Here is an 18106-nt window from a genome sequence, read left to right as displayed (position 1 = left end):
GAACGCTCAGGCCGCTGCCTTGATATCGTCGATGGCGCGCTGCCTCACGCCCAGGTCGTCCCACAGTTCCGGGTGGCAGGTGAACACGAGTATCTGATGCCGGGTGGCGGCGTCGAGCAGCGCCCGCTTGATCGCGTCGCGCCGTGTCGCGTCGGTATGCACCGCGGCATCGTCGAGCATCAGCAAGGTGGGCCGGCCCGACGCCTTCAGCAGATCCGCGTAGGCGAGCCGCGTGAGAATGCCAAGCTGCTCGCGCGTGCCGAAGCTGAGCGCCTCCAGCGTGTCGGCGCGGCCATAGCGGTCGAGCGTCGCGGGGCTCAGGTCGTCGCCGAGCGCAAGCGTGGATTGCGGGAAAATCCGTTTCAGATAGTGGCCGAGGCGCTCGGTCAGCGGCGCGCGCAATTGCGCCACGGCCGCATCGCGCTCAGCGACGAGCACTTCGTCCAGCAGGCTCAAAGCACCCGCGCGCAAACTCAGTTCTTCCTTGCGGCGCGTCGCCTGCTCGATCTTCGCTTCGAGCGTGGCGAGCCGCTCGCCCAGCCCCGACGCGCCCACCGTCTCCAGTTGGCTGCGCAAATGCGCAATGCGGACCTGCCGTTCATGCTGCTCCTGACGCGCCAGTTCCGCCGACGCCCGGTAGCGCCTGGCCTCGGCCGCCGGATCGTCCAGACGCACGGCTCGCAGTTCGCGCTCGCGGCCTTCGCGCTGCCTGGCGAGCGCCTCGACCTGCACCCGCTGTTCGACGATCTTTGCCTGCCACTGCGCGCGCTCGCGGCAGAACGCCGCGTCGCTTAACTGCGCTTCCTTGCGCTGCAACTGGAGCGCGAGCGATTCGGCTGTGGCGATGCCGGTCGAGCGTTTCTCCGCTGCGTCGCTCAACAGCTTGCGCGCGCTTTCCAGCGCGGCGTGCGCGAGGTCGGCGCGGCGTCGCGCTTCGTCGAGCGGCAGCGCGGCGGACACGTCGGGTAAGCCGGTCAGCCGTTCGCTGGCAGCCTGCAAACGGGCACTGGCCGAAGCGGACGCGGCGCGCAGCGCGTCGATGCCTTGCGGCGCATGCGCTTGCAGCAGGTTCGCGTGGCTCTTCTGTTGCGCGAGCAGCGCTCTCCATTGCTCGCGCCTGAATTCGGCTTCGGCGACCGAGGCCACGCCGAGCGCCTGCAACAACTGCGCGTGCTGCGCTTTGAGCGCGGCGAGTTCGGACAGACGCGCGGGCAAATCGGAAACGCCCGGCACCACGCGCAGTTCGCCAAGCTCGCCAAGCCCGATGCGCTTTTCTTCGTCCACACGCAGCACGCCCGCGCCGCTGACCGGCAGGTCATCCACCGTGATAGCGCCGTTCAGCCGATATTCGACGCGCGTCATCGCCGCTTCGGTGCGCGCGCGCAGCACGGTCAACGACGCGTCCAGCGCCGCGAGCTGCTTCAGCTTCGCCTCGTCGATTTCGAGCGAGGCCGCAGCGCGCGTGGCCTCGACGAGCGCGTCATGCGCTTCGCTCGCGGCGCCAATCGCCGCTTGCAGCCGTTCGAGTTCCGCGCGATGCATGCCTATCTGGCTGCGCAAATCCGCTGCGCTCACCGCTGCGTTGGCGAGTTCGAGCGCGCGATTGGCGTCGGCGGCGGCCTGCTCCAGTTGCGCGACGCGGCTTGCGGCTTGCGCATGGTCGGTTTCGGCTGCCGACACATTGGCGCGCGCCGCCTCGAACTGCTGGCGCTCGCGAGCGACGGCCGTTTCCAGTTCCACTGCGGCATGTTCTCGCTGCAACGACAGCGCGAGTTCCGCTTCGCTGACTTTCAGCGCCTGCACGAGCCCCTCGACGTTGCGCTCGAGGTCGGCGGCCGCCTCCGCGCGCTGTTGTGCGAGCGCGGCCTTCTCTTCGTGCAGCGACCAGGGGCGCTTGCGTTCGGCGTCGTCGAATGCTTCCTGCTGCGAGGCGAGTCGCGCGATGTTCTCGTCGAACTGCTCGCGCTGCCGCACGAGGTCCTCGCGCTCGGCGCTTAACGCGGTCAGCGCCGCTTCCGCTTCCGCAAGCGCTCCCGTGGATTTCTGCGTGCGCGCGGTCAGCAGTTGCCGCAGCTCACGCTGCACAACGGCGATCAACGCGTCCTCTCCCGCCGACTCACGGCTGCCCGACAGTTGCGACAACGCATCGCGCAGATACTGCGCCGCATGGCCCGTGGAATCGCGCATGTCCTGGGTGCCGCCCTGCTGCACCCACAGCAGGCCGGGCACCCCCGCGTTCTCCGCCTTCAGCGGTCCGCGCGCGGGGCGCGAGAAACCGAGCAAGGNGGCGAGCCGGTCTTCCGCTTCGTCCTCGCCGAACACGTTCTGGCCAATCTTCAATTCGCAGCGCTGACGCGTGACGAACTGCTTCGACAGGCGGCAGGCCACGCCGTCGAGATCGAAGCTCACTTCCACCGAGGGCTGCCCGCTTGCCTTGCCCCACGGGAGCAGATCTTTCAGATGCGAAGCCTTGTAGCGTTCGAGGAACACCGCGCGCACCGCCTCGGCGATCGTGCTCTTGCCGGCTTCGTTCGGCCCGACGAAAAGGTTAAGTCCGGGCTGCAGGCCGTCAATGAACAGCCGCCCGGTGAACTGCTTGAATTCCTGTATCGCAATGCTCTGAAGCTTCATGCGGACCTCGCCTCACGCGGCAGTTCACGTTGAAAACGCGCCAGCAGCAGCAATGCTTCGGCGGCGCGTTTGACCTGTTGCGGATCGGACTGCGGGTCCTCCTGCATCGCGCGCAGACGCGCGACGACTTTCGCCAGATAGCCGCTTTGCGCGCCGAGTTCGGCCAGGTCTTCGGTGGTGGGCAGCACGTGAAGCGCGCTCAGGTCGACGCGCAAGGCGCGCATGCGGGCGCGCGCTTCCTCGACCGCGACGCGCAGCGCTTCGGCCTCGGCCAGCGCTGCGGCGCCGCTCACCGTGAGGCGCAGCACGTCGTTGCGGCTCAAGGCGGCAAGGCGTGTTCTCAGTGTGTCCACGTCGGTCGGCACAGCAATCGTTTCATCCCAGCGGTGCCATTGGTATTGACCGACGCGCAGCGGCTGCACCACCGGCACCGCGCCGGGCTCGCTCAGGCTCACTTCGAGCACGAAGCCCGGATCGTTCGCGCGGAAACGGTCCTGCTCGTGCGTGCCGGCGTACCACGTGCGGTCGTCGACGCGCAGGTGGCCATGCCAGTCGCCGAGCGCGAGATAGTCCAGACGCGCGCTTGCTGCGCGCGTCGGCGCAATCGGATTGGACGAGTCGATGCCTTCCTGCAGGATGCCGCTCACGCTGCCATGTGCGAGGCCGACACGGTAGTAGCCGAGCGGCGTTTCGGCGGTGTCGAAGAAGCCGGTGGTGTCGTCATAAGTGATGCGTTGCGTGAGCGGCGCGCACAGCAGCGCCAAGCGGCATGCGTCGAGCAATACGACGCCCGGCTCGAGCACGACGCGCACGTTCGGCGGCACGCAATTCAAGCGCTGCGCGCGCGTCCATACGCTTTCGACAAGCGCCGCATCGTGATTGCCCGGCAGCATGATCCACGGACCCGTAAACGCTTGCAGCGCGGCAAAGAGACGCCGGATCACCGTGTCGGACACCGTTTGCAGATCGAAGACGTCGCCGGCCACGAGCACCGCGTCGACCTTGCGCGCGGCGGCTTCTTCGGCGATGCGGCGCACCGTGTCGAAACGCGCCTCACCGAGATGCGCCGCCTCGTCCGGCTCGAACTGGCCGAACTGCGTGCCGATCTGCCAGTCCGCCGTGTGCAGAAACCTGATCACTGTGCCTCCATTGCATTGCATTTGCCCGCATTCAATTTGCGTTGCCTTGCGACGTGCGCCACCTGGTCTGGCTGGCCGGGCAGCCACCGTCGCGGCAGTTCAACCGTACATGTTACCGCGCGCAAGCGGCAAAAAGCGGCAAAGCGAGCCGTGCGTCGCCCGCTTCCGGGCGGATGCGTTCACCCGGTGCCGCGCACGGCGCTAAACTCGCGGTTCCAGACCTGGGCTCTCGCGCCGATGAACAAAGCACTCGAACTGAAGAAAGCCAAACGCACGCCCTTGCTGCTGCTCGCCGCCGCGGCCTGCGTCTTTGTCGCGACGGCGTTGCTCCCGCGCGGCGTGTGGATCGACGGTATCAAGGCAGTGGCCGAGGCGGCTATGGTGGGCGCGCTCGCCGACTGGTTCGCCGTCGCCGCGCTCTTCAGGCGCGTGCCGATTCCGATTGTCTCCGCGCACACGGCGATCATTCCGCGCAACAAGCACAAGATTGCCGACAACCTGGCCGTCTTCGTGCAGGACAAGTTTCTCGACGTGCCGTCGCTCGTCGGTCTGATCAAGAAGCACGACCCGGCGCAGAGCATTACGCGCTGGCTCTCGGCGCCTGCCAACAGCGCACGTATTGCCGACTACGTGGTGAAGGTGACGGGCGGCATGCTCGATCTCACTGACGACGTGCGCATTCAGGCGTTCATCAAGGACGCGCTGCGCGACGTGCTCGGCAAAGTCGACCTTTCGCAGTCGATGGGCTCGATTCTCGACACGCTCACGAAGGACGGCCGCCATCAGGAACTGCTCGACGCCGGTATCGAACAGGTTCTTGCGCTGCTGCGCCAGGCCGAGGCGCGCGAGTTTATCGCGGAACGTATCGTCGATTGGGTGAAGAGCGAGTATCCGAAGATGGAGAAGATTCTGCCGTCCGCGTGGCTCGGCGAGAAAGGTGCCGAGGCCATCGCCAGCGCCGTGAACCGGATGCTCGAACAGATCAGCGAAAACCCCACACACCAGTTGCGCCAGAAATTCGATGACGCCGCCCACAAGCTGATCGTCAAGCTCAAAAGCGATCCCGCGTTCCTGCAAAAAGGCGAGGAACTGAAGCGTTATCTGGTGGAGGGCGAAGCACTTGCCTCCTATGTGAAGGACATGTGGGGCGAATTGCGCGCGTGGCTCAAACGCGATCTGCTGAGCAGCGACTCGGCATTGCACGCGCGAGTCGTCGCGGCCGGACAATGGGTTGGCCGCGAGCTCGCGAACGACGCGGCGCTGCGCCAGTCGCTCAACGACCACCTGGAAGAAGCCGCACGCGCAATGGCACCGGAGTTTGCGCGTTTCCTCACACGACATATCAGCGATACCGTGAAGAACTGGAACGCAGAGGACATGTCGCGGCAAATCGAGCTGAACATCGGCCGCGATCTGCAATATATCCGCATCAACGGTACGGTGGTGGGCGGCTTTATCGGCTTGCTGCTTTATGTGAGTTCGCAACTATTCGAGTTGCTGCGCCTGCAGTTCGGCTAGCGCGCCTGTATCGCATCGCAGCCCAGAACGCCTACAATCCGGGCATAAGGTTTGCTCCGTCGCAGTGGCCCTATGGCCCCGAGGCCCCATGGCCCGATCCCCCGCCGTGTTCTTCGCGTGCAGGACCTCAAAGCGACCGCGCCGCTCAATCGGACAATGTGCTCATGAAAATATCCCTACCGCCGCACGGGCGCCCAAGTCGCGTTTATCCTCCCGGCGCGCCCGGCTTGCATGGCCTTGCCTCGGTTATCACCGGCGTCGTGGTGGTTTGCGCGCTCTACTTCGGCCGTGCGGTGCTGATTCCCATCACACTCTCGGTGTTGCTGAGCTTTCTGCTCGCGCCGCTCGTGCAGATGCTAAGGCGCCTGCATATGGGGCAATTGCCGTCTATTTTCATCGCCGTGCTGTTCGCCCTTGCCGCGCTGCTTGCGGTCGGCGCGCTGATCGGCGCGCAGCTTGTGCAACTCGCGAGCGACTTGCCGCAGTATCAAGTGGCCATCGAGCAGAAGATCGAGACCGTGCAGGAGAAGACGATCGGCCGCGCCGATTCGTTGATGACCCGAGCGGCCGCCACGCTGCAACGCGTCGCGCCCTCGAAGCCGCCGCCGCCACGGCCTACCGGCCGCGCGGCGCGCAATGCGCCGGCCGTGCCCACGCCCGTCGAAGTGCACGAGCCGTCGCCCACGCCGCTGCAGCTCGCGCAGCGCGCACTGTCGCCGGCCATTGCCCCGATTGAAACCACGTTCATCGTGCTGGTGGTCACGATCTTCATCCTGCTGCAACGCGAGGACTTGCGCGACCGCCTGATCAGCCTGTTCGGCTCGCGCGACTTGCATCGCACGACTACCGCGATCAACGACGCGGCCGTGCGTTTGAGCCGCTACTTCGTCGCGCAACTGGGCGTGAATCTGAGCGCGGGCGGCGTGATCGCGATTGGTCTCGCGATTATCGGCGTGCCGGGTGCGCTGCTGTTCGGCGTGATCGCGGCACTGCTGCGCTTCGTGCCATATATCGGCATCTGGATCGCGGCGATTCTCGCGGTATTCCTCGCCGCCGCGATCCAGCCGCAATGGACGATGGCGGTGTACACGCTGATCCTGTTTATCGTCGTGGATGTGGTGGCCGGGCAGATTGCGGAGCCGCTGCTGTATGGACACCGCTCGGGACTCTCGCCGCTTGCGGTAGTGGTGGCCGCCATTTTCTGGAGCTGGCTGTGGGGGCCGATTGGCCTCGTGCTTTCCACGCCGCTCACTCTGTGCCTGGTAACGCTCGGGCGTTACGCCGACCGCCTGAACTTTCTAACGGTGCTGCTCGGCGACCAGCCGGCGCTCACACCCGCGCAAACTTTCTATCAACGGTTGCTGGCCGACGATCCGCACGAAGCGATCGTGCAGGCCGAGCGCCTGTTGCGCGAGATGTCGCTGATCGACTACTACGACAAGGTCGCGCTCGAAGGGCTCAAACTCGCACGCAACGATGCAATGCGCGGGGTGCTGATGCCCGACCAGTTGGCGCGCGTGAACGAAGCACTGGTGGACATCGTCGAAAACCTCGAGATTGCGGAGGGTTTGCCGGACCGCCTCGCGCGCCCGGAACCGCACGACGCGCTGGCGCTGCACGCGGCTACGTCGGCGGATCTGTCGGAGCGAAACGCCACTCATGCGCGCGCTCATCCGTCCTCACCCAATGACGGCGAGAGAACCGCGGTGTTGTGCGTGCCCGGACGCGGCGCGTTCGACGAAGTGACGACCGCCATCGCGGTGCAACTGCTCGGCCGCCTCGGCTTCGCACCGATTATGGCGACGCACTCCGGCTACCGCAGCGCGCGCGCCGACGAACCGGGCTTCAGGAATGCGCCGATCATCTGCATCGTGACGCTGGACGCTCCGGAGTCGCCGCCCTATCTGCGCAACATGCTGCGGCGTACGCGCGAATGGCGGCCGCGGGCGACGCTCGTGGTCGGCGTGGGCGGCACCGCGGAAAACGGGCACGACGCGGCAATGGGCGCGACCGCCGCTGCGCATTGCGCGCCGACGTTTCGCGTGATGATCGAGGAATGCCAAGTGGCGGCGTCCGTATTGCACACGCGCGAGCATTCACATGTCGCCGGCGCTGCGGAGTAGCGGGATGGCTCACTGCTGGCCGGCACACCGCCCTCAATACAGACCCAGCGTGCGTGCATGCAGACGCGCGAGACCCAGCAGCGCATCGGTGTATGGGGTGTTGACGCCGGTCAGTTGCCCGAGCTCGCGGACCGCGCTCACCAATGCGTCGAGTTCCACCGCCTTGCCGGCCTGCACATCCTGAAGCATCGACGTTTTCATCGCGCCGAGCTTGAGCGTGACCGCATGACGGTCTTCGGGATGCTGATCGATCGGAATGCCAAAACGCGCGCCGATCTCCTTGGCCTCCAGCATGATGCTCGTGACAAAGCCGCGCGCCAGTTCGTCGCTGAGAATGCGGTCCGTGGTGGCGCCGGTGATCGCGCTGATCGGGTTCATCGTCATGTTGCCCCACAGCTTGTACCAGACCTCGCGCTGAATCTGCTCCGACATCGACGCACTGAAACCCGCCGCGGCCAGCATGCCTGTTAGCGCCTTCACCCGTTCGCCGGAACGCCCCGCCGCCTCGCCGATAATCAGCCCATTGCCCTGATGATGCCGGATCACGCCAGGCGCCTCGACGAGGCAACTGGCATGCACCACGCAGCCTACTGTCTGCTGAGCGGGAATCGCGGCGGCGATGGCGCCGTCGGGGTCGATGGTTTTGAGCCGCTTGCCCGCGAAAGCGCCGCCGAGTCCCTCGCAAAACCACCACGGCACGCCGTTCATGGCGGTCAGCACGATGGTTTGCGGGCCGAGCAGCGGCGCGATCTGCGCGGCTACCGATGCCATGGCAGGCCCCTTGACCGCGATCACCACCAGATCCTGCACACCGAGCGCGGCTGGCTGTTCCTCGGCTCGCACATTTACTGCATGCGCGTTGCCGCCTTCGATCAGGCGCAAGCCGTGTTCACGCACAGCGGCAAGGGTCGCGCCGCGCGCAACCACGCCAACCTCGTGACCCGCTCGCGCGAGCTTCACGCCCATCCAACCGCCAATGGCGCCTGCGCCGTAAATTGCTGCCTTCATGAATTCAGTCCTTGTAACTGGCGTCGATACGCTCGACACGCCGCACGAGTGCATCGAACACGTCCTGCCCCGCACCGTGACGGGGATCGAACTGGAGCGCGTCGCGCGAGCAGCGGATCGCCACATCTTCCGGCACCGGTCGGGCCCGGCCCATCGAGAATGTCGCCATCTGGATCTCGCACGCGCGGTTCAACGTCCATAGAATCGCGAAAGTCTGCGGTAAGGTGGCGCCCCATGCAAGCAGGCCGTGATTGCGCAGAATCACCGCTTGTCTGTCGCCGATATGTTCGACGAGCCGCGGCCCTTCTTCCGCATGCACGGTGATGCCCTCGAAGTCGTGATACGCAATGCGGTCGTGCAACTGCGCGCTGTAGAAGTTGGTTTGCTGCAAGCCCTCTTCCAGACAGGCCACCGCCACGCCCGCCGTGGTGTGCGTGTGCATCACGCAATGCGCGCCCGGCACGCCCTGATGGATCGCCGCGTGCACGACAAAACCAGCGGGATTCACCGGATAGTGCGAGCCGTCGAGCACGCGCCCCTGTGCGTCGATTTTCACCAGATTGCTTGCCGTCACCTCGCTGTAGTGCAAGCCGAATGGGTTGATGAGGAACTGCCGCTCACCGCCGCTCACGCTGTCAGGCACGCGCAACGTGATGTGGTTGTAGATCATCTCGGTCCAGCCGAGCATGTCGAAAATGCGGTAACAGGCAGCCAGTTGCACGCGCGCCCGCCGTTCGTCGGGATGCATATGGGCGTTTTTCGGCGCACTCGCCGGTGCGATATCAAGTGTCGTCATCGACGTCTCCAGGGTTATCTCGTGGCTGTGCGCTACGCCCGGCCTGCCGCTATGCACGTGGGCGGGAGCGGCTCGCGTCGCAACGCCGCTATGCGTTTGCCACCACTGCTGCAATCGACGACGCCACATAGTCCGCGTTGCGCGCATTCAGGCCCGCCACGCACATGCGGCCCGAGCGCAGCACATACACCGCGTGTTCATTGCGCAGCCGCTCGACCTGGCTTTCGCTCAGGCCCGTATAGGTGAACATGCCGCGTTGCGCGACGTAACGCGCGCGCATGACTTCGTCGACACGCCCGGCGAGTCCCGCGTGAATCGTGCCGCGCATCGCGAGAATGCGCTCGCGCATGGTGGCCAGCTCCGCCTCCCACGAAGCGCGCAACGACGCATCCGACAACACGTTTGCAACGAGCCGCGCGCCATGCGTGGGCGGATTGCTGTAGTTCGCGCGCACCGTGGACATCAACTGGCCGAGCACACGGCCCGCTTCGTCCGCGTTGTTGCACACGACGCTGAGCGCACCGCAACGCTCGCCGTACAGCGAGAAATTCTTCGAAAACGAATTGGCTGCCATGAGCGCAATGCCGGCCTCTGCCAGCATGCGCACGCAAGCGGCGTCTTCCTCGAGGCCCGCGCCGAAACCTTGATAAGCCATATCGACGAACGCGATCAGCTTGCGACGCTGCAGTACCGGCACGAGCTCAGCCCATTGCGCGGCGCTCAGATCGACGCCCGTCGGGTTGTGGCAGCAGGCGTGCAACAGCACGACGCTGCGCTCGGGCAGCCGGTCGATCGCGTCGATCATATCGGCGAAACGCAGCCCGCCTGTCGCCTCGTCGTAGTAAGGATAGGTATTGACGGTCAGACCCGCGCCTTCGAACACGACGCGGTGATTCTCCCAGCTCGGGTCGCTGATCCAGATTTGCGAAGCGGGAAAATAGCGCCGCAGAAAATCCGCCCCGACCTTCAGCGCGCCCGAGCCACCGATGGTCTGCAATGTCGCAATGCGGCCCTCTGCGCGGGCTTCGCTGTGCGCGCCGAAGACGAGCGTCTGCGCCGTTTCGCGGTAGAGCGGCAGGCCCGCCATAGGCAGATAGGAACGCGGACCGATTGCATCGAGCAAGGCCGTTTCCGCGCGGCGCACGGCGTCCATGACGGGCAGCTTGCCTGCGTCGTCGAAATAGATGCCAATGCTCAGATTGACTTTGTTCGGGCGCGGATCGAGCTGGAAGTCTTCGTTCAGGCTGAGAATGGGGTCGCCTGGATAGGCGGGGATATGTTCAAACATGGCATTTCCTTGATTGGAGCCCGCCGAGCTCTGCATTGCGTCACACCGCGGGGCGAGACGGAAAGTCTAAGCGCCTTTGCGGACTCGCGTCGATTGGGACAAGTGTCGATCAGCAGGTGACAATTCACAATCAACCGATTTTTCACGATTCGTAAGTTGCTCTTTATAATCGCCGGATGGCTCTTACCCGCGTCACCATTCGTCAGTTCGAGGCGTTTCTCGCCATTGTCGATCTTCAGAGCATCGGCGCAGCGGCCGCGCGGCTCGGGCTCACTTCGTCCGCGGTCAGTCAACTGCTCGCCGAACTCGAAGCGGAACTTGGCTTTCGCCTGTTCGACAGGACCACACGGCGCGTGAATCTGTCGAGCGCGGGGCAGGACTTCCTCGCCTCGGCCGAATCGGTGCTGCGCCATGTGCGCGCTGCGGCTCAATCCGCCGACGATATTCGCAACCGCGCCGCCGGCATCGTTCGCATCGGCGCGCCGCTGGTGCTCGCGTCCACCGCGCTGCCCGCTGCGATTGCCGACTATGCGCGCGACAAGCCCAAGGTAGTCGTGCGCATTTGCGATACCGTGGTGGAGCAACTGGTGGAGCGCGTGGAAAGCGCGGACCTCGATCTCGCCATTGGACCCGACCGCCCAAGTGGTACGCGCGTGCAGCGGGACACGGCGTTCGCGAGTCCGTGGGTCATGTGGTGTGCGCCTTCGCATCCGCTCGGCGAGCGCAGGCGCGTGCAGTGGCAGCAGTTGCGCAATATCCCTATCGTCGCGACAGGGCGCGACCACGAACGCGCGGTCGATCAGATGCTCGCGGTTCTACCCGTCGAGGCGCGCATCGTTCCCGTCGATGTCGTGGACAACGTCACCACCGCTTTCGGTATCGCCTCACGCGGTCTTGCAGTGACGCTCGCCCCGGCTTACGTGGCGCCGCTCGCGCGCACTTTCGGGCTGGTGATGAAACGGATCGTCGAGCCGGAGACGATCCGCGAGGTGTGTCTTTATCGCTCCACTGAGCGCGCGTTGTCACCGCCCGCTGCCGGCTTCGCAGACTTCCTGCTGCCGTGGCTCAAGCGCTGGGATCGAGACATGCAGGCGCATACGCGAGCAACACGCGGCTAGAATACGGCCGGGCCGCTACACGGATTGCCGCGCTCACTTGCCGGAAAACGAGCCGCGTTGCAGAGTGACCATTCGCGGCAGTTCGATAGTGAAGACAGTGCCGGTGGATTCGTCGGATTTCACGCTGACACTGCCTGCGTGCATGCGCGCGATTTCGTGCACGATGTGCAGGCCGAGGCCAAGCCCCTGGCGCGAGCGCGAGCCGCCGTTATTGGGCCCAAATGCCTTGAAGAGATGCGGGAACACTTCCGGCGGAATCACGCCGCGGTTGGCCACCTTCAGCCGCACGTAATCGTCCGCTGTGCCATCTACTTCCACACTGACGTCGCCGCCCTCTGCGCCGTGGTGCAGCGCATTGCTGACAAGGTTGGACACTGCCTGCCACACCAGATCCGTATCCCATGCTCCCGCAGTATTGCCGTGGCTCGTGAACACAATGCGCTTGCCGTTCTCGCGCGAAGTGAATTCGTCGATCACCGAGCGGCACAGCGACGCCAGTTCGATTGAGCGCGGCTGCAACGGCAGACGTCCACCTTGCAGGCGCGCGAGATTGAGCAGCTGGTCGACCATGCGCGCCATGCGCAGCGAGCTGTTTTTCACGCGTGCGGCCACTGTCGCGGACTGCTGGTCGGCGGCGGTGCGCATCAGATATTCGGCGGACGCAAGCACCGCGCCGAGCGGCGTGCGCAGGTCGTGGCTAAGCACGGCCATCAGCATCTCGTTCGCTTCCAGCATCTGCTGGGTGGTGACGAGTTGCGCGGCGAGCTGGCGCTTCTGCTGCTCGAGCTGAACGAACACGTCCACTTTCGATTGCAGAATGCGCGGATCGAACGGCTTGTAGAGGAAATCAACCGCGCCCGCTTCGTAGCCGCGAAATGTGCGCGACGCATCCTGAGCGGTAGCGGTCAGAAAAATGATGGGGACATGCGACGTGCGCGGACTGCCTCTCATCAGAGCTGCCAGCTCGAAACCGTTCATGCCGGGCATGTTGACGTCGAGAATGGCGAGAGCCACTTCGTGCTTGAGCAGCAGATCGAGCGCGGCCGTGCCCGAATCGGCCACCAGCACGGCAACATCGGGACGCGTCAGCAATGCCTTGAGCGCGGTGATGTTGTGAGCGATGTCGTCGACGATAAGAATGTTTACGGGTGGGTTCGACATGGCATCGGGTCAAAGAGAGGCCGGCCATGCTGCGAGCCGCCGGGCCATGGTTTCGGGAGAATAGATGAAATCGGCCGCACCGCGTTCTATTGCGGTACGCGGCATGTCGGGCGAAGAGGCGGTGCCCGGGTCCTGCACCCATGTCACGCCGCCCAATGCACGCACGCGCTGCAGGCCTTGCGCGCCGTCGTCGTTCGCGCCGGACAGCAGCAACGCCAGCAGATGCTCGCGATACACCGTGGCCGCGGACTCGAACAGCACGTCGATAGAGGGCCGCGAAAAGCGCACGGCCGCATCGGTTGAAAGCGCAACGGTGCGGTCCACCTCGACCAGCATGTGATAGCCAGGCGGGGCGACATGCACGCGCCCAGGCGTGATCTGCTCGCCGGCGTCCGGTTCGACTACAGGCAGGACGCAACGGTGCGCCAACGCGTGCACGAGATAGCTCGGCGGATCGGGCGGCAGATGCATTACGATCATCACGGCTGGGGCGAAGGTGGCGGGTAACGCGTCGAGCAGCAGATTGATGACCTCCATGCCGCCCGCCGAACCGCCGATCACCACAAGCTCGCAGGCGCGCGCATCCTGCGCGCTGCGCGTTGCACGGGCGTCGGGCTGAGTGATTGAGCGCGTGGTCACGTTGGTATCAACGCTTCTGGTAGATGCGTTCGCCCGGACGGAATTCGTCGAAGGCTTCGTAATGACGCGAAAAACGCAGCGTTTCCTTGCTGCCGAGGCCGAGAAAGCCGCGCCGCACCAGCGCGTTTTCGAACAGCCCCAGCGCGCGATCCTGCAAGCCGCGGTCGAAATAGATCAGCACATTGCGGCACGACACGAGGTGCGCTTCGAGAAAGACCTCGTCGGTAGAAAGACTGTGGTCGGCGAACACCACGCGGCCCTTGAGGGAGCCCGCGAAACGCGCGCCGTTATATGCCGCGTGATAATAATCGGAGAGCGAGCGCGTGCCGCCCGCCGCGAGGTAGTTTTGCGTGAAGCCCTGAATCCGGTCCAGCGCATAAATGCCGGCCTCGGCGCGCGCCAGTGCGTCGGGATTGATGTCGGTGGCGTAAAACAGCGTGCGTTCGGTCAAGCCTTCTTCGTCGAACAGTATTTTCAGCGACCACAGTTCTTCGCCGGTACTGCAACCGGCCACCCACACCTTGATGGACGGATACGTGCGAAGGCGCGGCAACACATGTTCGCGCAGCGCGAGGAAATAGGCAGGATCGCGAAACATGTCGCTGACCTGCACGGTGAGATACTGAAACAGCCGCGAGAATTCGTCGCCATTGCGCATGATGCGGTCCTGCAATTGCGACAACGTACCGAGGCCGAATTCTTCAAGCGCCTGCGACAGGCGGCGGCGCAGCGACGACATCGCGTAGTGACGAAAATCGTGCTGGTACTTGAGGTAGATAGCCTCCAGCAGCAATTTCAACTCGATGTCGAAATCGCTCATGCGTTGCCGTGCATCCAGTTCGGATTGGCTCATTGCGTTGCCCGTATCGCCAGCTTGCACCACTGCGTCACCTGCGTTGTGTTCGTCGTTATCGCTGGCGCAGCCAGACACGGCACAGCGCAACCAGTTTGTCCACGTCGATGGGCTTGGACACGTAATCGTCCGCGCCCGCTTCGAGGCAACGCAGACGGTCGTTCGCCATGGCCTTCGCCGTCAACGCAATGATCGGCAAATGCGCGAAACGCGGATTGCGCCGGATCTCGCCCATTGCAGTCAGACCGTCCATTTCCGGCATCATGATGTCCATCAGGATCAGATCGACTTCGGGGCCGTTTTCCAGCGCCTCCAGCGCTTCGCGGCCATTGCGCGCGATCTGCAGCTTTGCGCCGAGCGGCTCGATCACATGCGAAAGCGCGAAGATGTTGCGCACGTCGTCTTCGGCGAGCAGGATCGTGCGGCCCTCGAATGCATTGTCGCGCTGCCGTACGGTGCGCAGCATGCGCTGCTGCTCGGGCGCAAGCGACGACTCCACGCTGTGCAGAAAGAGCGTTACTTCGTCGAGCAGGCGCTCCGGAGACTTCGCACCCTTGATGATGATCGACTTCGAATAGCGGCGCAGACGGTGCTCTTCTTCGTCGGACAGCATGCGGCCGGTGTAGACGATCACCGGCAACGCGGCATGTTCCGGGTTGCCCGCGAGGCGCTCGAGCAGGCCGTAGCCTGTGCCGTCCGGCAGCGCGAGGTCGGTCACGACGCAATCGAAGGACAGCTTCTCAAGGTGCTCGAGCGCCTCCGATAACGTTGCGACCGCAACGATCTCGGTGTTTTCGCTTTGCAGCAGCGCGCGAATACTTTCGCGCATCGGCGTGTCGTCTTCGATCACCAGCACGCGCTTCAGACGCTGTTGCAGGCGCGCTTCAAGACGGCGGATCGCGGCTTCCATCGTGGAGCGCGCGGTTGGCTTGAGCGTATAGCCAATGGCGCCGAGATGCAGCGCCTTGTCGGCGTGGTCCGTGGCCGACACGATATGAATCGGAATGTGGCGCGTGAGCGGGTCGTTCTTCAGCCACTCGAGCACGGTGAGGCCCGAGCGGTCCGGCAAGCCCACGTCGAGAAGCACGGCAGCCGGACGCATGTCGCGCACGAGCGCGAGCCCGCTGGCCGCGTTGCTCGCATGCACAAAGTCGAAGTCGAGCTCATGCACCAGGTCTCGCAGGATCTCGGCAAACGCGAGGTCGTCTTCGACCGCCACGATAAGACGGCCGGCGCGGGTGCGGTGCTCGCGGTCATCCGCAATGGCCGCCGGGCCGCCCTCCTGCGCGCCGCCAGCCTGCACGGCACTGCGCGCCCCCTCGGCAGAAGCGGGCCTCGCCGTCAGCAAACCGTTGGCCGGAGTGATGACCGCCGGTGACGCATCGCTCCACGACACAGGCGCGACCAGTGCCTGATCCGCACTGCCGTTCGTGGCGGTTGGACTCGCGGGCGTGGGCTGCTGCGAGGCCGCAATTGCGCTTTCGCCGCCCGCGGCCAGCGCCGCGCGCGCGTCGAGCGGCAGCCATAGCGTGAATACACTGCCCTTGCCGGGTTCGCTCGCAACGGTGATACGACCGCCCAGCAAGCGGGCGAATTCGCGCGAAATGGACAAGCCAAGGCCGCTGCCGCCGTACTGGCGACTCGTCGACCCGTCCGCCTGCTGGAACGCTTCGAAAATCATTTCCAGCTTGTCGGCCGCAATGCCGATGCCGGAATCGCGCACGTCGATGCGCAGCATGCCGTCGTCCGCCGGGGCGACCGAGAGCGCAACCTCGCCGCGCTCCGTAAATTTCAACGCGTTCGACAGCAGATTGCGCAGAATCTGCGTGACACGCTGCCCGTCGCTAACAATAGTCTCGGGCGCACCGGGTGAACGGTCGAATACCAGGCTCAGATGCTTGGCGCCCGCCATCGGCTTGAACAGCTCCTCGAGCGACTGCAACGTAGCGTCGATCGAAACGGTTTCAAGTTCGACGCTCACCTGCCCCGCCTCGACCTTGGAAAGATCGAGGATGTCGTTGATCAACACCAGCAGATCGCTATTCGATGCGTGAATGGTTTCCGCGTAACGCACCTGCTCTTCGGTGAGATTGCCAGTGCGGTTCTGTTGCAGAAGCTTGGCGAGAATCAGCGAACTGTTGAGCGGCGTGCGCAGTTCATGCGACATGTTCGCGAGAAACTCGGACTTGTAGCGGCTCGATTGCTCAAGACGCTCGGCATTCGCGGCAAGGTCGTCCTGCGCGCGCAGCAGGTCTGCTTTCTGCCGCTCCAGCCGGTGCGCATACTCTTCGAGCTGCACGTTGGTCTGCTCGAGCTCCGCCTGCTGCGCCTGTAGCCGCGTTTGCGTGTCGAGCAGCGCGCGGCCGCGTTCCTCCAGACCTTCGTTGGAAACGCGCAGTTCTTCCTGCTGCACCTGCAACTCTTCGTTCAACTGCTGGGTTTCGATCAGCGCGTCCTGCAAGCGCTCGCGATAAATCGCCGCTTCGATAAAGTCGCCCATGCTGTTGCTGACGAGCTCGATGAACTCTTCGTCACGCGGCGCGAGTGGACGCATGAAGCCGAGTTCCACCACGCCATTGATTTCGCCTTCGCTTGCAACGGGCATGATGATCAGGTTCTTCGGCGCGCTTTTGCCCGTTGCGGAAACAACCTGGATGTAATTGTCGGGTACGTCGCGCATCACGACCATGCGGCGCGAGGCGGCCGCCTGGCCGACCAGCGTGTCCGCCTGGCCAAGGTCGCGCGCGGCGGCCTGCTCGCCCTCGCGGCTAAACCCGTAGGTCGCGATGCGGCGCAGCGTGCCGTGCCGCTTGTCGCGCACGTACAGAGCGGCAACCACCGCGTCCAGGTACTGCGCGAGGCAATCCAGCATTGCACTGCCGACCAGTTGCGGCGTGGCCTGCCCGACCACGCGCTCGGCGAGCATGCGCTGCCCCGAGCGCAGCCACACCTGCCGCTCCAGAGCCTGCGTCTGTTCCGCCTGCTGACGCAGCGCCTTGTCGTACGCACCGGCCAGATTCAGCAATTCCCGCCGGCCCATCCATGCAAGCAGGCTGTTTATGACGATGCTAAAGAGTAGAAACACCGTCACCAGCACGCCTGTGAGGCGCCGCGACGCCTCGCTGCGTTCCTGGCGCAGGCTTAATTCCACGTCGAGGAAGTCGTCGAACTCCTTTCGTATGGCGTCGAATTCCATCTTTCCGCGGCCGCTCGACACGATACTCGCCACGTCCTGCATTCTGCGGCGCGAGTCGATCATGTTTTCGGCAAAGCGGTTCCAGCGCTCCTGAATCGTAGCGATCTGCTTGAGTTTTTCGACCTGCATCGGGTTGTCGGAGACGAGAGCCTGCAGTTCCTCCATTTGCGTTTTGAACAGCGGGCCGCCGTTTTCGTATTGGCCGAGAAAGCTTTCGTCACCCGTAATGAGAAAACCGCGCATTGACGATTCGCGCTCCACCGCCAGACGCAGCATCTGATTGGCCTTGCCGATTACCCGCTCCGAGTGCTCGGCGAGATTCGTCGTGGAAACGAGGTAGGCAATCAGCCCCACGAATACGGCTATCGTGATGAGGCCGACCAATAACGGCAATGCAATGTTGCGGCGGATGATGCCGCGAAAGTAGCGTTCGTCGACAACCTGGGATGCGGTCATTTTTTCTATATTCAGCAAGACGGGTCGTTGCGATCCGGAATATTTTTCGAGGATCCCGCGTGGGTTCTCGCGTGCTTTAGGCAAGCGCTTAATCATACCTGACGGGTCCTGGTTATGGCGCATACGAGCGCCGTTTTGCCTCACTGCACAAGGCGCGAAGCACACACGCAACTTTGGCGG

The 18106-nt window shown here is 64.4% G+C and carries 12 protein-coding genes; 3 read left to right on the top strand and 9 right to left on the bottom strand.

Annotation, left to right across the window (positions count from 1 at the left end; genetic code table 11):
- Positions 1-6 precede the first annotated feature (6 nt).
- Both F757_RS0107405 and F757_RS0107400 read right to left on the bottom strand, forming a co-directional pair.
- On the bottom strand, positions 7-2631 hold the full coding sequence (locus tag F757_RS0107405) for an AAA family ATPase (protein ID WP_027210858.1): 2625 nt from the start codon (positions 2629-2631) through the stop codon (positions 7-9).
- Positions 2628-3770: a metallophosphoesterase family protein gene (locus F757_RS0107400; RefSeq protein WP_027210857.1), complete on the bottom strand. Its 1143-nt coding sequence runs from the start codon at positions 3768-3770 to the stop codon at positions 2628-2630. The genes F757_RS0107405 and F757_RS0107400 overlap by 4 nt, the downstream gene beginning before the upstream one ends.
- Positions 3771-4007: 237 nt before the next feature.
- Here F757_RS0107400 and F757_RS0107395 point away from each other — a divergent pair, with 237 nt between their 5' ends.
- Together F757_RS0107395 and F757_RS0107390 are read left to right on the top strand one after the other, a co-directional pair.
- Positions 4008-5288, top strand: coding sequence for a DUF445 domain-containing protein (locus F757_RS0107395; protein WP_027210856.1), 1281 nt, complete (start codon positions 4008-4010; stop codon positions 5286-5288).
- A 164-nt stretch (positions 5289-5452) separates the two neighbouring features.
- Positions 5453-7411 (top strand): AI-2E family transporter, encoded by a 1959-nt coding sequence (locus F757_RS0107390; RefSeq protein WP_027210855.1) that lies wholly within the window; start codon positions 5453-5455, stop codon positions 7409-7411.
- A 33-nt stretch (positions 7412-7444) separates the two neighbouring features.
- Here the strand turns inward: F757_RS0107390 and F757_RS0107385 are convergent, their stop codons facing one another.
- The 3 genes from F757_RS0107385 to F757_RS0107375 form a co-directional block, all read right to left on the bottom strand.
- Positions 7445-8419 (bottom strand): 2-dehydropantoate 2-reductase, encoded by a 975-nt coding sequence (locus F757_RS0107385; RefSeq protein ID WP_027210854.1) that lies wholly within the window; start codon positions 8417-8419, stop codon positions 7445-7447.
- Positions 8420-8423: 4 nt separating this feature from the next.
- On the bottom strand, positions 8424-9215 hold the full coding sequence (locus F757_RS0107380) for a class II aldolase/adducin family protein (protein WP_027210853.1): 792 nt from the start codon (positions 9213-9215) through the stop codon (positions 8424-8426).
- An 88-nt stretch (positions 9216-9303) separates the two neighbouring features.
- Positions 9304-10503, bottom strand: a complete 1200-nt coding sequence (locus tag F757_RS0107375) for an amino acid aminotransferase (RefSeq protein ID WP_027210852.1) — start codon at positions 10501-10503, stop codon at positions 9304-9306.
- A gap of 176 nt (positions 10504-10679) precedes the next feature.
- On the opposite strand from F757_RS0107375, the gene F757_RS0107370 reads away from it, so the two are divergent.
- Positions 10680-11621: a LysR family transcriptional regulator gene (locus F757_RS0107370; RefSeq protein ID WP_027210851.1), complete on the top strand. Its 942-nt coding sequence runs from the start codon at positions 10680-10682 to the stop codon at positions 11619-11621.
- Positions 11622-11654: 33 nt separating this feature from the next.
- Here the strand turns inward: F757_RS0107370 and F757_RS0107365 are convergent, their stop codons facing one another.
- The 4 genes from F757_RS0107365 to F757_RS0107350 are packed head-to-tail and all read right to left on the bottom strand — an operon-like array spanning position 11655 to position 17926.
- A complete protein-coding gene (locus F757_RS0107365; protein ID WP_027210850.1) occupies positions 11655-12782 on the bottom strand; it encodes a hybrid sensor histidine kinase/response regulator in 1128 nt (375 codons plus the stop codon).
- 9 nt (positions 12783-12791) lie between these two features.
- Positions 12792-13421: a chemotaxis protein CheB gene (locus F757_RS0107360; protein WP_156923551.1), complete on the bottom strand. Its 630-nt coding sequence runs from the start codon at positions 13419-13421 to the stop codon at positions 12792-12794.
- 7 nt (positions 13422-13428) lie between these two features.
- Positions 13429-14274 (bottom strand): CheR family methyltransferase, encoded by an 846-nt coding sequence (locus F757_RS0107355; RefSeq protein ID WP_027210848.1) that lies wholly within the window; start codon positions 14272-14274, stop codon positions 13429-13431.
- A gap of 55 nt (positions 14275-14329) precedes the next feature.
- Entirely contained in the window at positions 14330-17926 is a 3597-nt protein-coding gene (locus tag F757_RS0107350) for a response regulator (protein WP_027210847.1), read from the bottom strand.
- Positions 17927-18106: the final 180 nt, after the last annotated feature.

The sequence above is a fragment of the Burkholderia sp. WSM2232 genome, from assembly GCF_000472545.1.
GTDB lineage: Bacteria > Pseudomonadota > Gammaproteobacteria > Burkholderiales > Burkholderiaceae > Paraburkholderia.
This window is presented reverse-complemented; position numbering and strand designations above follow the sequence as displayed.

Excerpts from the sequence above, each read along its gene's own strand:
- F757_RS0107395 (WP_027210856.1), top strand. The coding sequence starts at position 4,008 with ATGAACAAAGCACTCGAACTGAAGAAAGCCAAACGCACGCCCTTGCTG.
- F757_RS0107390 (WP_027210855.1), top strand. The coding sequence starts at position 5,453 with ATGAAAATATCCCTACCGCCGCACGGGCGCCCAAGTCGCGTTTATCCT.
- F757_RS0107385 (WP_027210854.1), bottom strand. The coding sequence starts at position 8,419 with ATGAAGGCAGCAATTTACGGCGCAGGCGCCATTGGCGGTTGGATGGGC.
- F757_RS0107380 (WP_027210853.1), bottom strand. The coding sequence starts at position 9,215 with ATGACGACACTTGATATCGCACCGGCGAGTGCGCCGAAAAACGCCCAT.
- F757_RS0107375 (WP_027210852.1), bottom strand. The coding sequence starts at position 10,503 with ATGTTTGAACATATCCCCGCCTATCCAGGCGACCCCATTCTCAGCCTG.
- F757_RS0107370 (WP_027210851.1), top strand. The coding sequence starts at position 10,680 with ATGGCTCTTACCCGCGTCACCATTCGTCAGTTCGAGGCGTTTCTCGCC.
- F757_RS0107365 (WP_027210850.1), bottom strand. The coding sequence starts at position 12,782 with ATGTCGAACCCACCCGTAAACATTCTTATCGTCGACGACATCGCTCAC.
- F757_RS0107355 (WP_027210848.1), bottom strand. The coding sequence starts at position 14,274 with ATGAGCCAATCCGAACTGGATGCACGGCAACGCATGAGCGATTTCGAC.
- F757_RS0107350 (WP_027210847.1), bottom strand. The coding sequence starts at position 17,926 with ATGACCGCATCCCAGGTTGTCGACGAACGCTACTTTCGCGGCATCATC.